This window comes from Streptomyces sp. NPDC020965, assembly GCF_044333555.1.
Classification (GTDB): Bacteria; Actinomycetota; Actinomycetes; order Streptomycetales; family Streptomycetaceae; genus Streptomyces.
Map to the genome: position 1 here is coordinate 1,335,603 of NZ_JBIRRE010000001.1, position 13,251 is coordinate 1,348,853.

General features: G+C 71.6%; 9 protein-coding genes. 2 read left to right on the top strand and 7 right to left on the bottom strand.

Annotated elements, in window-relative coordinates; all coding sequences use genetic code 11:
• Positions 1 to 75: 75 nt before the first annotated feature.
• From ACH4S7_RS05800 to ACH4S7_RS05825, 6 genes are all read right to left on the bottom strand, one after another.
• Complete coding sequence (locus ACH4S7_RS05800) at positions 76 to 1,533, bottom strand: S28 family serine protease (protein ID WP_398519790.1); 1,458 nt, start codon at positions 1,531 to 1,533, stop codon at positions 76 to 78.
• A 351-nt stretch (positions 1,534 to 1,884) separates the two neighbouring features.
• On the bottom strand, positions 1,885 to 2,349 hold the full coding sequence (locus ACH4S7_RS05805; RefSeq protein WP_398519791.1) for a hypothetical protein: 465 nt from the start codon (positions 2,347 to 2,349) through the stop codon (positions 1,885 to 1,887).
• Positions 2,350 to 2,642: 293 nt separating this feature from the next.
• Positions 2,643 to 6,434, bottom strand: a complete 3,792-nt coding sequence (locus ACH4S7_RS05810) for an ABC transporter ATP-binding protein (RefSeq protein WP_398520043.1) — start codon at positions 6,432 to 6,434, stop codon at positions 2,643 to 2,645.
• A 409-nt stretch (positions 6,435 to 6,843) separates the two neighbouring features.
• Entirely contained in the window at positions 6,844 to 7,803 is a 960-nt protein-coding gene (locus ACH4S7_RS05815) for a serine hydrolase (protein ID WP_398519792.1), read from the bottom strand.
• A 336-nt stretch (positions 7,804 to 8,139) separates the two neighbouring features.
• Entirely contained in the window at positions 8,140 to 8,889 is a 750-nt protein-coding gene (locus ACH4S7_RS05820; RefSeq protein WP_398519793.1) for an ABC transporter permease, read from the bottom strand.
• Positions 8,886 to 9,800 (bottom strand): ABC transporter ATP-binding protein, encoded by a 915-nt coding sequence (locus ACH4S7_RS05825; protein ID WP_398519794.1) that lies wholly within the window; start codon positions 9,798 to 9,800, stop codon positions 8,886 to 8,888. Before ACH4S7_RS05825 ends, ACH4S7_RS05820 begins: the two co-directional genes overlap by 4 nt.
• Positions 9,801 to 9,909: 109 nt before the next feature.
• On the opposite strand from ACH4S7_RS05825, the gene ACH4S7_RS05830 reads away from it, so the two are divergent.
• Together ACH4S7_RS05830 and ACH4S7_RS05835 are read left to right on the top strand one after the other, a co-directional pair.
• Complete coding sequence (locus tag ACH4S7_RS05830; RefSeq protein ID WP_398519795.1) at positions 9,910 to 11,142, top strand: sensor histidine kinase; 1,233 nt, start codon at positions 9,910 to 9,912, stop codon at positions 11,140 to 11,142.
• A 287-nt stretch (positions 11,143 to 11,429) separates the two neighbouring features.
• Positions 11,430 to 12,080, top strand: coding sequence for a response regulator (locus tag ACH4S7_RS05835; RefSeq protein ID WP_398519796.1), 651 nt, complete (start codon positions 11,430 to 11,432; stop codon positions 12,078 to 12,080).
• Between the two features lie 303 nt (positions 12,081 to 12,383).
• Here the strand turns inward: ACH4S7_RS05835 and ACH4S7_RS05840 are convergent, their stop codons facing one another.
• Entirely contained in the window at positions 12,384 to 13,238 is an 855-nt protein-coding gene (locus ACH4S7_RS05840) for a glycerophosphodiester phosphodiesterase family protein (RefSeq protein WP_398519797.1), read from the bottom strand.
• Positions 13,239 to 13,251 lie beyond the last annotated feature (13 nt).

A 13,251-nucleotide genomic window follows, 5' to 3' on the forward strand; every position in this document is an offset into this window, starting at 1 on the left:
TACGGCGACGGGAACGGCCCACTCGGAACCTCCCGGCGGGCGGAACGGCCCACCCGGATCCCCTGTCGGGCGACACTACGGACGCAGCGTCGGCTCCCGCTCGATGTCGAACTTGTCGAGCTTCGCGTCATACCTCGCCAGCGGCTTCGCCTTGCCGGCGTCCTTCTGGACGGCGGCCGGGGCGACGCCCGCCCACTTCAGAATGGAAGCGGTGGCCTTGGCTCGCTCGGCGGGGACCAGACTGGCCACATTGGCGCCGTGGTTGGCGCCCGGCGCGGTGTAGACATAGCTGTCGCGGCTCTTCTTGCCCGGACGGAAGGGCTCCGAGCTCCACGGGTCGTTCTCGCCGTTGACGAACATCATCCGGTTGGCGTTGTCCCGCACCCAGCGGTCAATGTCCTTCATGGCGTCCGACTTGAAGGTCATCGGGATGTCGCGCGGGACGAAGTTCCGCGGCGGCTGGTAGCCGTACCGGCTCAGGCCCTTGAGGTGGGGCTGCTTGATGGTCGGCGCGCCCATCTCCGTACCGGCCTGGTAGTAGTACGGCGTGTACGGCGCCAGACCCTGGTCGGAGTAGAACGAGAAGCCGGCGATCGAGTCGATCGTGTCCCACAGCTGCTGGTCCGTCGCGTTCTTCGCGACCGGGATGTTGGCGCAGTCCGAGGCCAGGCTGTACTGCCAGAAGCCCCAGGCGAAGTCCAGGACGGTGGCCTCGTACGCCCGGTCCAGCGTGCCGACGGTCTTGAAGGTGTAGCCGTTGTCGTTCGCGAACTGGGTGTAGATCCGCTTGAGTGCCGTACGGCGCTGAAGGGCCTCACGCTCGACGTTGTTCAGCTTGGTGCGGCACTCCTTGGTGCCGACCTTCGCGAAGAAGCGGTCGTAGGCGGAGTCCTCTTTGTTCACCACGTCGTTCGGGGCGACGTAGGCGACGACAGCGTCCATGTCACGCGGGTAGAAGCGCTCGTAGTAGGTGGCGGTCATGCCACCCTTGGAGCCACCGGTGGAGAGCCACTTCTCGGTGTAGATCTTCTTCAGCGCGGTGAAGACGCGGTGCTGGTCACTGGCCGCCTGCCAGATGGTCAGCTTGGACCAGTCGGCGGGGCTGGGCCGGGACGGCGTGAAGAACCGGTACTCCATGGAGACCTGGTTGCCGTCGATGATCGTCGTCGGCTCGCTGCGGCGCGGGTTGGTGTTCAGACCGTAGCCGGAGGTGAAGAAGACGGTGGGCCGAGTGGTGTCCTTGTGCAACAGGGTCAGTCGCTGCTGGAAGGTCCCCTTGCGCGGGTTCCGGTGGTCCACCGGCTGGGCGTAGTTGAGGACGAAGAACCGGTACCCGGGGGACGGCTTCTCCTCGATGATGCTCATGCCCGGTATCGCGAGGATCCGGTCCTTGATGTCCTGGACCGCCGGCGAACCGGCCTTGGTGCCGGTCGCGGACTCCGCGGCGGTGGCCGCTCCCGCCGTCACGCCGGCCGCACTCACGGTGCCGATGAGCAACGCGAGCGACAGCACTCCTCTGAGCGCCTTCTGCATTAACCCTCCCCTGACTCAAAACTGTGGATCGCGGTGAACCTAGCCGGGCCGATGCCCACCCCGCCAGACCTAATTTCATGTTGCATGAACAGATATGGGCAAAGGGGCGGATTCGACAGGCGATTCAACCCGTTTCGAGCGCGGGGCCGGTTCCCTTTCGAGGGCGGGGCCGGTCCCGCTCGGCACCGGAGACGGTGTCATTCGACGCCGGAGCCACTCCCGTTCGACGCCGGAACCGGTGCCGTTCGATCCAGGAACCGCTACCGTTCGACGCCGGGATCAATGCCGTTTGACGCCGGTTCCGTTCGACACCGGAGCCTGCGCCGGGAGATCTTCCGGACACCGGCCGGTTCAGCAGAGGATCCAGCCGGTGGAGCCACCGACCCCGGAGACCTTCCCGGAGGCCCGTACGCAGCGGCTGAGGGCATGGACCGTGACGGGTCCCGCCTGCCGGGTGAACCGTCCCGACTCCACCACCGCACGGCCGCCGCGCGGTTGGAGGGAGACCGACATGGCGCGCCGGGCGCCGGGCCTGTTCGCGAGGGTGACGGCGCAGGCGTACCGACTGTTCTTGTAGACGCGCAGCTCACCCGTGGCGAACCGGACCGTCCGCACCGGCCGGCCCGAACACGCGGCAGTCGCCTGGGCGGGCGCGGCACGCTGGGGGGCGACGGGTGCGGCCCCGGCTGATGACCCGCCGCCACCTGCGACGGTGATCCCGGCGACCGCCACCAGGACGACGACGCACCGCGTCAGCAGGGCCCGTAGTGGCCCCGTCCCCCCGATCGACGCCGCGCCGGCCCGACTGAACACCATGGCTTCCCCCCCACCAATCGATTCCCGTACATGCGTACGACGCTCGGGGCTGCCGAATGGTTGTCGCGCGCACGTCTCCCGCACACGCCCCCACGCACACCCACGCACACCTGCACCGCGCCGTCGTGCGCCGCCGCATCACGGCATCTCACACGTGTGCGGGACGCGTTGCACCTCGGCGCGCGGGTTCAGCCGGACGATCGCATCGCGCCCGCGCGCGCGGGCGCGCGCCCGGGGGCGCCGTACGGGTGGACGCCGTACGGGAGGGGCGCCGTACGGGGAGGGGCGCCGCGTCACACCCGTACGGGCTCGTCCTCCCCCACGAAGGTGCGCCACAGCGTCGCGTACTGACCTTCCCTGGCGAGGAGTTCGTCGTGGGTGCCGTCCTCCACGACCCGGCCGTCCGCCATCACCACCACCCGGTCCGCGCGGGCCGCCGTGGTCAGCCGGTGCGCCACGACCAGGGTCGTACGACGGCCGGTCAGCCGCTCCGTCGCCTGGTTGACCTGGGCCTCGGTGTCCAGATCGAGCGCGGCCGTCGCCTCGTCCAGCAGCAGGATGTCGGGATCGACAAGTTCGGCGCGGGCGAGGGCGATCAACTGCCGCTGCCCCGCCGAGAGATTCCGCCCGCGCTCGGAGACCTCGTGGAGATAGCCGCCGTCAAGGGTGGCGATCATGTCGTGGGCGCCGACCGCGCGGGCGGCGGCCTCCACCTCGGCGTCCCCGGCGCCGGGCCGGCCGTACGCGATGGCGTCCCGGACCGTGCCGACGAAGAGGTACGCCTCCTGGGGCACGACACCGAGCCGGTGCCGGTAGGCGGTCAGATCCAGCCTGCGCAGGTCCTCGCCGTCCACCGTCACCCGCCCGCGGGTGGGGTCGTAGTACCGCGCGACCAGCTTGACCAGCGTCGACTTGCCCGCTCCGGTCTCGCCGACGAAGGCGACGGTCTGGCCGGCCGGTATGCGGAGGTTGATCCCGGTGAGCGCGGTCTCCTCACCTCGGCCGGCTTTCGCCGCGGCACCGGCCGCCAGGACGTCTCCCGTCTTCGCGCCGTCGGCGGGCGGGGCGTCGGCGGGCGGGGCATCGGCAGGGGCGACGGAGGGGGCGTCGGCGGAGGGCGGGGCGGCGGCGTCCTTCTCCCCGTACGAGAAGTCGACGTCCTCGAAGGTGATCTCGCCGCTGAACGACCGCACCACGACCGGCTCGCGCGCGACCACCGTCGAGGTCGGCTCCTTGAGCAGTTCCTCGATGCGCCGCAGCGACACGGCGGCCTGCTGGTAGCCGTCGAAGACCTGGGAGAGCTGCTGGACGGGGGCGAAGAACAGGTCGATGTAGAGCAGATAGGCGACCAGCGCGCCGGTGGTCAGGGTGCCCGCCTCGATCCGGTTGGCACCGACGATCAGTACGGCGGCGGCGGCGACCGACGACAGCAGTTGGACGAAGGGGAAGTAGACCGATATCAGCCACTGTCCGCGGACCCGGGCCTGGCGGTAACTGTCGCTGCCGGCCGCGTACCGCTGGTTGCCGTGGCTCTCGCGGCGGAACGCCTGCACGATCCGCAGCCCGGACACGGTCTCCTGGAGGTCGGCGTTGACGCCGCTGACCCGGTCCCGGGCCAGCTCGTACGCCTTCACGCTCTGCTTGCGGAAGAAGTACGTACCGAAGATCAGCACGGGCAGGGTCGCGAAGACCACCAGCGCCAGTTCGAGGTCGATGACGACCAGGGCGACCATGATGCCGAGGAAGGTGACGACCGAGACGAAGGCCGTGACCAGGCCGGTCTGGAGGAAGGTCGACAGCGCGTCCACGTCCGTCGTCATCCTGGTCATAATCCGACCAGTCAGTTCGCGCTCGTAGTAGTCGAGCCCGAGCCGCTGGAGCTGAGCGAAGATCCGCAGTCGTACGGAGTAGAGGACCCGCTCCCCGGTACGGCCGGTCATCCGGATCTCGCCGGTCTGGGCGATCCACTGCACCAGCACGGTGACCAGCGCGAGCCCGGAGGCGACCCAGACCGCGCCGAGCGCGACCTGTTCCACGCCCTGGTCGATGCCGTGCCGGATCAGTACGGGCAGCAGCAGCCCCATCCCCGCGTCGACGGCGACCAGCAGCAGGCTGAGCAGCAGGGGCAGCCCGAAGCCGCGGAGCACCATCCGGAGCCCGCCGCGCTCGCCGGGCTCGCGCTCGACGCGCACCGCCCGGACCTCGTCGACGTCGGGGGTGTCGTCGGCCGGGGGCAGCGCCTCGACCTGGGCGAGGAGCTCGGGCGTGGCACCCGGCGCGGCGGACTCGGGGACGGACTCGGTCCGTACCCAGAGCCGGGGGGTGAGACCGCTTTCGGCGTCGAACTCCGCGTCGAGTTCCTCGCGTACGGTGCGGTCGTCGCCCGGCCCCGCGGCCAGCGGCGGGGCATGGCCCGGGGAGACCGCTCCCAGCTCGTCCGGATCGGTCAGCAGCCTGCGGTAGAGGGCGGAGCGCCGGGTTAGCTCTTCGTGCGTACCGATGTCGGCGAGGCGGCCGGCGTCCAACACGGCGATGCGGTCGGCGAGGTTGAGGGTGGAGCGGCGGTGGGCGATCAGCAGGGTGGTCCGCCCGGCCATGACCGAACGCAGCGCCTCGTGGATCTCGTGCTCGACCCGGGCGTCGACGGCGGAGGTCGCGTCGTCGAGGAGGAGCAGCCGGGGATCGGTGAGGATGGCGCGGGCCAGCGCGACCCGCTGGCGCTGGCCTCCGGAGAGGGTGAGGCCGTGTTCGCCGACGGTGGTGTCATAGCCGTCGGGCAGCTCGCTGATGAATCGGTCCGCCTGGGCGGCGCGCGCGGCGGTCTCGATCTCGGCGTCGGTCGCGTCGGGCTTCCCGTAGGCGATGTTGGCCCGGATGGTGTCGGAGAAGAGGAAGCTGTCCTCCGGTACGAGCCCGATGGCGGCCCGCAGCGATTCCAGGGTCAGCTCGCGGACGTCGTGGCCACCGACGAGGACGGCGCCGTGGGTCACGTCGTAGAAGCGGGGCAGCAGCAGCGAGACGGTCGACTTCCCGCTGCCGGAGGCGCCGACGACGGCGACGGTCTCGCCCGCGCCGATCTCCAGCGAGAATCCGTCGAGCACGGGCCGTTCGCTGTCGTAACCGAAGGTCACCCCGTCGAACTCGACGGTGGCGGGGGCGTCCGCCGGGAGCTCCCTGGTGCCGTCGGTCAGGGTCGGCTCGGTGTCGATCAGCTCCAGGACGCGGTCCACACCGGCGCGGGCCTGCTGGCCGACGGTGAGGACCATCGCGAGCATCCGGACCGGGCCGACGAGCTGGGCGAGGTACGCGGAGAAGGCGACGAAGGTGCCGAGGGTGATCTCCCCGCGGGTCGCCAGCCAGCCGCCGACGGCCAGCATGGCGACCTGACCGAGCGCGGGTACGGACTGGAGGGCGGGGGTGTAGCGGGCGTTCAGCTTGACCGTGCGCAGCCGTCCGGCGAAGAGCTTGCGGCCGGCGTCGCGCAGCTTGCCGCTCTCCTGGTCCTCCTGGCCGAAGCCCTTGACGACCCGGACGCCGGAGACGGCGCCGTCCACGACTCCGGCGACGGCCGCGGCCTGGCTCTGCGCGTACCAGGTGGCGGGGTGCAGCCGGACGCGGCTGCGCTTGGCGATCCACCAGAGGGCGGGGGCCACGGCGACGGCGATCAGGGTGAGTGGCAGCGACAGCCACGCCATGATCGCCAGGGATATCAGGAAGAGCAGGATGTTCCCGATGGTCATCGGGAGCATGAAGAGCAGGCCCTGGATGAGCTGGAGGTCGCTGGTGGCACGGCCGACGACCTGGCCGGTGGAGAGCTCGTCCTGGCGGCGGCCGTCGAGGCGGGTGATCGTCGCGTACATCTCGGTGCGGAGATCGTGCTGGACGTCGAGGGCGAGCCGGCCGCCGTAGTAGCGGCGGATGTAGGTGAGGACGTAGACGACGACGGCCGCGGCGAGGAGGAGTCCGGTCCAGACGGCGAGGGAGCGGGAACCGTCGCCGATGACGTCGTCGATGACGACCTTGGTGATCAGGGGGACGAGGGCCATGACGGCCATGCCGCCGAGGGAGGAGCCGAGGGCGAGCAGGACGTTGCGGCGGTAGCGCCAGGCGTATCCGGAGAGGCGCCGGGCCCAGCCGGGTGGCTTCCCGGGTGCCGGGTCAGCCGCCCGGTCGGCCGTCCGGTCGGCCGTCGGCTCCGGTGTGACGGTCGGCGTCGCCGGGTCCGCGGTCGGTGCCTGGCCGGCCGCCGATGCCGTCACGGGGGGCGTCGCAGGGGGCGGCACCGGGGCCGCGTCAGCCGCCCGGTCAGCCGCCCGGTCGGCTGTCGGTTCCGCCGTCGGATCGGGCTGTCCGCCCTGGTCCGACGGCGTCCCCTGGTCCGGCCGTTTCCCCGCCACGTAGTGCCTCCCGTTGGTTCTGTCCCACCGGAAGGCACCAACGCGCCGAGGAGCGGATTTCATCCCTCCGCAATAAACCGGTCGCGGAGGTGGTGCGTCAGGGAAGGGCCGGGATCGCGTCCATCGCGGCACGCTCCGGGGTCGCCGGGACGGCCTCCTGCGGCACCGCGGGCGGCACGAAGGCGGTGCGCGCCGGGGCCGTCGGGTTGATGGCCTTGTGGATGGCCCGGGAGACGGCCTGGATGGTGTTCACGCCGTCGTTCATGACCTTGTTGTCATGGGTGAGGACGGTGATCGTGTAGTCGTGCGGCCCGCCGGTGAAGGCGCCGACGCTGTGGACCCGCCAGCCCTTGGTGGCGCGCGGCAGCCAGCCGTTCTTGACCTGCACGGTCGCGGTGGCGGGCGCCCCGGCCGGGGTTCCCCAGCGCTGCGCGGCGACGACCTTGTTCATCAGTTTGAGGGCGTAGGCCCGGTTGGGATCGGTGATGACGGTGCTCTTCGCGGTCAGCAGCCCGAGGAGCTTCTGCTGATCGCGGGCGTTGATCTGGGTGAGTCCCCAGTAGCCACCGGTGCCGGGGACCGTCTTGGTCATCCCGGCAGCGGTCAGGAAACGCTTGACCTTGGTCACTCCGAGCTGCTTCCACAGCGCGGTGGTGGCGGCGTTGTCCGACTTGGTGATCATGTCGGTGGCGAGGGTGAACTCCCGCTTGGTGAAGCCGCGCTTCTGTATCTGGGCCTCTTGGAGGAGGGCGGCGAGCACGGTCACCTTGACGACGCTGGCGGAGTCGAACTGCTGGTCCGGGCGGAGAACGCAGCTCGTCTTGGTGATCCGGTCGTTGAGCAGGATCGCGGTGGTGGAGGTCCGGCCCTTGAGGGCGGCGGCGATGTCCTTCTTGAGCTTCTCCGCGAGCCCCTCGGTCTTGGAGGTACAGGCCACCGTCGGCACCGCAGCGGCGGCGGGCGTGGCGGTGGCGGTCACTGCGAGTGGCGCGATGGTGGCCGTGGCCAGCACCGCGACGGCTGCCCGCGCGCGCCCGTTCATTCGGTGGTGAGTCATGGAGGGTTCCCCGTCCCCTTGTGTCTGTGTGAGCGGTCGCCTGTTCGCGGCGCACCCGACGGAGATGACCACTGGGAAACGGAATGGTTGTACGACTTTTCCACGGGCGAGGCCAACGGTTACCGATCAGTGACGCTCGTACGCGAAGCGTGACACGACGCCCCCGGCGCCCCGCCCGCCGTCGTCCCACGGGCCCCCCTCCACCGTCCGCTCCGCGCACTCCCTTCCCGTACCGCCCCGGGCGGCGGCGGTACGGGAAGGGGTACGGGCAGCGGTACGGAGGACGCCACGGCGGTACGGACGGACGCCGGGGCCTCCGGCCGGAGCGTGCGCGCCTCACGCGTCCCGGCGTCCGAGCGCCGCCCCGCCCGCCCAGAGCGCCGCCGCCACCCAGAGCGCCAGCACTCCCAGACCGGCCCAGGGCCCCAGCGGTCCCGTCGGGTCCTGGAGCAGGACCTGCTGGCCGGCGCGGTCGGGGAGGAAGTCAGCGAGGCCGCCGTCGTCCTCGATGTCACCGAAGACGAACGACACCATGATCAGGAACGGGATCAGGGTGCCCAGCACGGCCGGCGCGCTGCGCAGCACCATCGTGAGGCCCGCCGCGAAGAGGGCGATCAGCGCCAGGTAGATCCCGCAGCCGAGCACCGCGCGCAGGGCACCCGGGTCGCCCAGACCGACGCCCCGGTCGTCGAGGAACACCTGCCCGGCCAGGAAGCAGGTCAGGCTGCTGACCAGCCCCACGGCGAGTGCGAGCGCGCCGACGACCATCAGCTTCGCCGTGTAGAAGACGCCCCGGCGCGGCACCGCGGCCAGGGAGATCCGGATCGCGCCCGTACGGTACTCCCCCGCCACCGCCATCGCGCCGAAGGAGACCGCGCCGATCGCGCCGAAGTTGAGGCCGTAGTACGAGGAGCGGAGTGGGTCGAAATCCGGCCGGGCCAGGTCCTCCGCCGTGAAGGTGCCGCTCATCAGCAGGGAGAAGGCGACCGTCGCCGCGAACACGGCCGCGAGCGCGATCCACTGGGACCACAGGGTACGGAACTTCAGCCACTCGGAATGGACTGCGGAACGGAGCAACACGGTCATGCCTCCTTGGCTGTGTACTCGGCTTCACCAGCGGTCAGGGCGAGGTAGGCGTCCTCCAGCGAGGGTTCCTCACCGGCCAGTTCGAGGATGGGGATGCCCTCCCGTGCCGCGAGCGGGCCGATGTCCGCGACCCGCGCGTCGTCGACGGTCCAGCTCCCGTCGTCCGCCGGGACGGGCTCGTACCCCTTCCTCCTCAGCGCCTCGGCCAGCCGTCCGCCCTCCGTGGTCCGCAGCCGGACCCGGCGGGTGGTCAGGGATTCGATGAACTCCCGGGTGCCGGTGTCGGCGAGCAGTCGGCCCTTGCCGAGCACCACGAGGTGGTCCGCGAAGGTCTCGGTCTCGCCCATCAGATGGCTGGAGACCAGGACCGCCCTGCCGTCCCGCGCCAGTCCGCGCAGCAGTTCGCGGATCCAGATGATCCCCTCGGGGTCGAGCCCGTTGGACGGTTCGTCCAGCATCACGACGGCCGGGTCTCCGAGCAGGGCGGACGCGATGCCGAGGCGCTGGCGCATCCCGAGCGAGAAGGTGCCGACACGGCGGCCCGCGACACTCGCGATCCCGGTCTGTTCCAGGACCTCGTCCACCCGGCTCGCCGGTATCCCCACGGTCGCGGCGAGGACGCGCAGATGTCCCCGGGCGGTACGGGAGCCCAGCGCGGCCCGGGCGTCGAGCAACGCTCCGACGGCGCGCAGCGGTTCGTCGAGTTCCCGGTAGGGGCTGCCGCCGACCGTGGCGGTGCCCGAGGTGGGGCGGTCCAGGCCGAGGACGAGTCGCATGGTGGTGGACTTCCCGGCGCCGTTCGGGCCGAGGAAGCCGGTGACCCGGCCGGGCCGGACGCTGAACGTCAGTCCGTCCACGGCCCGGACCGCGCCGTACTCCTTGGTGAGGTTGCTGACATCGATGCTGGTCATGGGAGTCAGCCTGGCCGCCGAGAGGGTCCTGGGACCTCCCCCGCGGGTGGCTTCCGGCTCCCCCGTGCGGGGGAGCCGGACGGCGGTCCGCCCCTGGCACGATGGCCGGATGCTCCGCCGACTCCGCCCCTTGATCCGCCCGGTCACCTACACCCGCTGGCTGCATCTGTTCATGGCCGTGACCATCATCGGCATCTGGGTCCTCATCTACGAGGATCGGATGTACGTGCCGCCCCTCCTGCTCGCGCTCGCCGGCCTGGTGCCCGCGATGCGGACGGTGGAGGGCCTCCAGGCCCGGCTGTTGTTGACCCGGCACGGCTTCAGGGAGTCCGCGTCGAGCATCACCGGCGCGGACGCCGAATCCAACTCGGGCATCGCCGCCGCGCCCTCCGTGAGCTGGGCCGATCGCGGCCGGACCGTGCTGTGGCTGGAGCTCCGGCTCGCGCTGGGCACGCTCACCGGCTATCTCACCATCCATCTGCCCGGGCTCGGATTCGATCTGGTGCGGGCCGCGACGGGCAGCACGGAACGGTTCTCGGTCCTCGAACTGCCGGGCGGCCACTGGTGGTACGGGGTACTCGCGCCGCTGCCCTTCGTCGCCCTGCTGGCGTTCGTCGTCGGCGCCGGGGAACTGATCACCGCCATCGCCCGGCGACTGCTCGGACCCTCCCCGCAGGAACGGCTGGCCGCCCTGGAGGAACGCACCGAGCAACTGCTTGAGCGCAACCGGATCGCCCGTGAGCTGCACGACTCCATCGGACACGCGCTGACGGTCGCGGTCGTGCAGGCGGGGGCGGCCAGGGCGGCGGGCAGCCCGGAGTTCACCGAGCGGGCGCTGAGCGCGATCGAGGAGACCGGACGGGCCGCGCTGGAGGATCTGGAGCGCGTACTGCTCGTACTGCGGGAGTCCGGACAGCCGGTGAGCGGGCGGCCGACACTCGCCGACACGGACCGCCTGCTGGAGTCCGCGCGGGCGTCGGGCGCCGAGGTCCACGCCGAGGTGACGGGTCCGGTGGCGGAGGTGCCGGGGCCGGTGTCCCGGGAGGGATATCGCATCGTCCAGGAGTCGCTGACCAATGTGCTGCGGCACGCGGGTCCGGTGGTGACGCGGGTCCGGATCGCCGTCGCGGACGAACGGCTCGTACTAGAGGTGTCCAATCCGCTGTCCGGCGCCACGGCGGGCCGCACGGCCGCGAACGGCCGGGGCGGTGGTGGCAGTAGTGGCAGCGGGCTGCGGGGGATACGGGAGCGGGCGGCACTCCTGGGCGGCGACGCCACGACGGGTCCGTACGAGGGTGGGTGGCGGGTCCGGGTCGGCCTCCCGCTCACCGGTCCGCCGTGAGCCCGTGCCCGTCTGCCGTCTGGCCGTACCCCAGCCCGCGCCCATCCGCCATTGCCCCGTCCACCGTGACCCCGCGCCCATCCGCCGTGGCCCGGGTCCCGCGCCCCACCCGTCTCGCTACCACCCGCCTCGCTACCACCGGCCCGCGCACCGTTCGCGCCCCCGTACCGGGCGCCTCGGCACCCGACACCCCGCACCCGACACCCCCAGACCGCGCGCTGAAACGTTTCGGCACCGCCCGTGCCCCACCCCCGTACTACGGTCGCCCCGGCGCCTACGCTGACCCGGTGCCGATCACCGTTCTCCTCGTCGACGACGAACCCCTCGTCCGTGCCGGTCTCCGCGCCGTACTCGAAGCCCAACCCGATATCGAGGTCGTGGGCGAGGCGGCCGACGGTGCCGCCGTGATCCCGCTCGTCCGCCGACTCCGGCCCGATGTGGTGGCCATGGACGTCCGGATGCCACTGCTCGACGGCATCGAGGCCACCCGCGCCGTGCTGCGCGGCATCGACACGCCGCCCAAGATCCTGATCATCACGACCTTCGAGAACGACGAGTACGTGTACGGGGCGCTGCGCGCGGGCGCCGACGGATTCCTGCTCAAGCGGGCCCGCCCCACCGAGATCGTGCACGCGGTACGGCTGGTCGCGGAGGGCGAATCACTGCTGTTCCCGGCCGCCGTACGGGCGCTCGCCGCCGAGTACGGGAGCAGTCCGGCGCGCGCCGCGATGGAACGGGCCGCGCTCACCGAGCGGGAGGCGGCGGTACTGCGGCTGATGGCGCGCGGGCTGTCGAACGCGGAGATCGCCGAGCGGCTGGTGGTCGGCACGGAGACCGTGAAGACCCATGTGAGCGCGGTGCTCGGCAAACTGGGCGCCCGGGACCGCACCCAGGCCGTGATCGCCGCGTACGAGTCGGGTTTCGTGGCGCCCGCTTAGGCCCTGTCCGGGCGTCTTCGAGCTTCAGCCCGCGGCGTGAAATTCATGGGGTCTCCCCACTGACCGAGGCGCGGTGTACGGCGGGTGACCACGGCCCGGACCGGGGCCGCACGGCAGCGGCCACGGGGTGCGCGGCGGCGCGGCCCGCCTGCCTACCCGGGCAGCGCGGCGGCGCGGGAGAACCGGCCGGGGGTGCGCGCGCCGGCGCGGCCACCCGCCGTCCAGGGGTGCGCGGCGGCTCGGGAGGGCCGGCCCCGGGAGGGCCGGCTGCTCGTCCCGCGCCGCGGCCGCGCGTGGCGGGCGTCAGACGCACTTCCCCCGCAGCCAGGCGGTGAAGTCCTTCGTCCATGAGGTGGCCATCCGCGCCGAGGACGTGACCGACCCGAGCCGGGCCAACTCCGCCCGCCACTCGGTGTGGTTGCCGGAAGCCGCCGGCGGAGGCTCCTCCCAGCCGATCCCGTCGACCCAGGCCGGAAAGCCCGTGAGCGCGGGCGCGAGCCCCGCCTGCCGTATCCGCTGGTCGAGTTCGGGCTTCAGCGCCGCGTCACGCGTGTAGATCATGATCTTCTGCGAGGCCATCCGCTCCGAGATCGGCGCGACGACCTCGTTCCACGCCGTGGCCCGGATCGCCGTATCGCTGTTGAGCAGCGACTGCTTGGCCTCGCCCTTCAGCTCCACCATCGCGATCAGGTTGTTCGACCGGGCGCTGTCGAGCCACTCCCGGAAGGTGTGCACCTTCTCCCCGGTGTACGGACCCCGGGAGATCGCGCGGCCCTTGAGCTGATCGGTGCCGGTCGCCCACGGCAGCTCGGTGATGGGCTTGCGCGTCCCGGTCAGCCCATTGGTCGTGGTGTTGTGCCACATCACGCCCTTGGTGCCGTTCTTCGTCAACTGAAGATCGGCCTCCACGCCGTCCGCGCCCCAGCCCTTCTGCTGGGCAAGGCCCTTGGGGTGGTTCGGCTGGCGGACCTGGTCACGGTCCCAGGGATTCGCCCCGGTGGGGTAGCCGCCATGCCCGAACACCGTCGGACAGAGCGGCAGCGCGGCCTTCGCCCCAGGGGCCGCCGGCACCGGAGCAGCCGGTACGGGGGCCGCCTGCACGGGGACCGCCAGCGCGCTGCCCAACAGCACTCCCGCCGAAGCGGTGAGCGCCCACATCCTTGACTTCCCC

Bases quoted from the DNA above. Each gene is read 5' to 3' on its own strand.
- ACH4S7_RS05800 (WP_398519790.1), bottom strand. From the start codon at position 1,533: ATGCAGAAGGCGCTCAGAGGAGTGCTGTCGCTCGCGTTGCTCATCGGC.
- ACH4S7_RS05805 (WP_398519791.1), bottom strand. From the start codon at position 2,349: ATGGTGTTCAGTCGGGCCGGCGCGGCGTCGATCGGGGGGACGGGGCCA.
- ACH4S7_RS05815 (WP_398519792.1), bottom strand. From the start codon at position 7,803: ATGACTCACCACCGAATGAACGGGCGCGCGCGGGCAGCCGTCGCGGTG.
- ACH4S7_RS05820 (WP_398519793.1), bottom strand. From the start codon at position 8,889: ATGACCGTGTTGCTCCGTTCCGCAGTCCATTCCGAGTGGCTGAAGTTC.
- ACH4S7_RS05825 (WP_398519794.1), bottom strand. From the start codon at position 9,800: ATGACCAGCATCGATGTCAGCAACCTCACCAAGGAGTACGGCGCGGTC.
- ACH4S7_RS05830 (WP_398519795.1), top strand. From the start codon at position 9,910: ATGCTCCGCCGACTCCGCCCCTTGATCCGCCCGGTCACCTACACCCGC.
- ACH4S7_RS05840 (WP_398519797.1), bottom strand. From the start codon at position 13,238: ATGTGGGCGCTCACCGCTTCGGCGGGAGTGCTGTTGGGCAGCGCGCTG.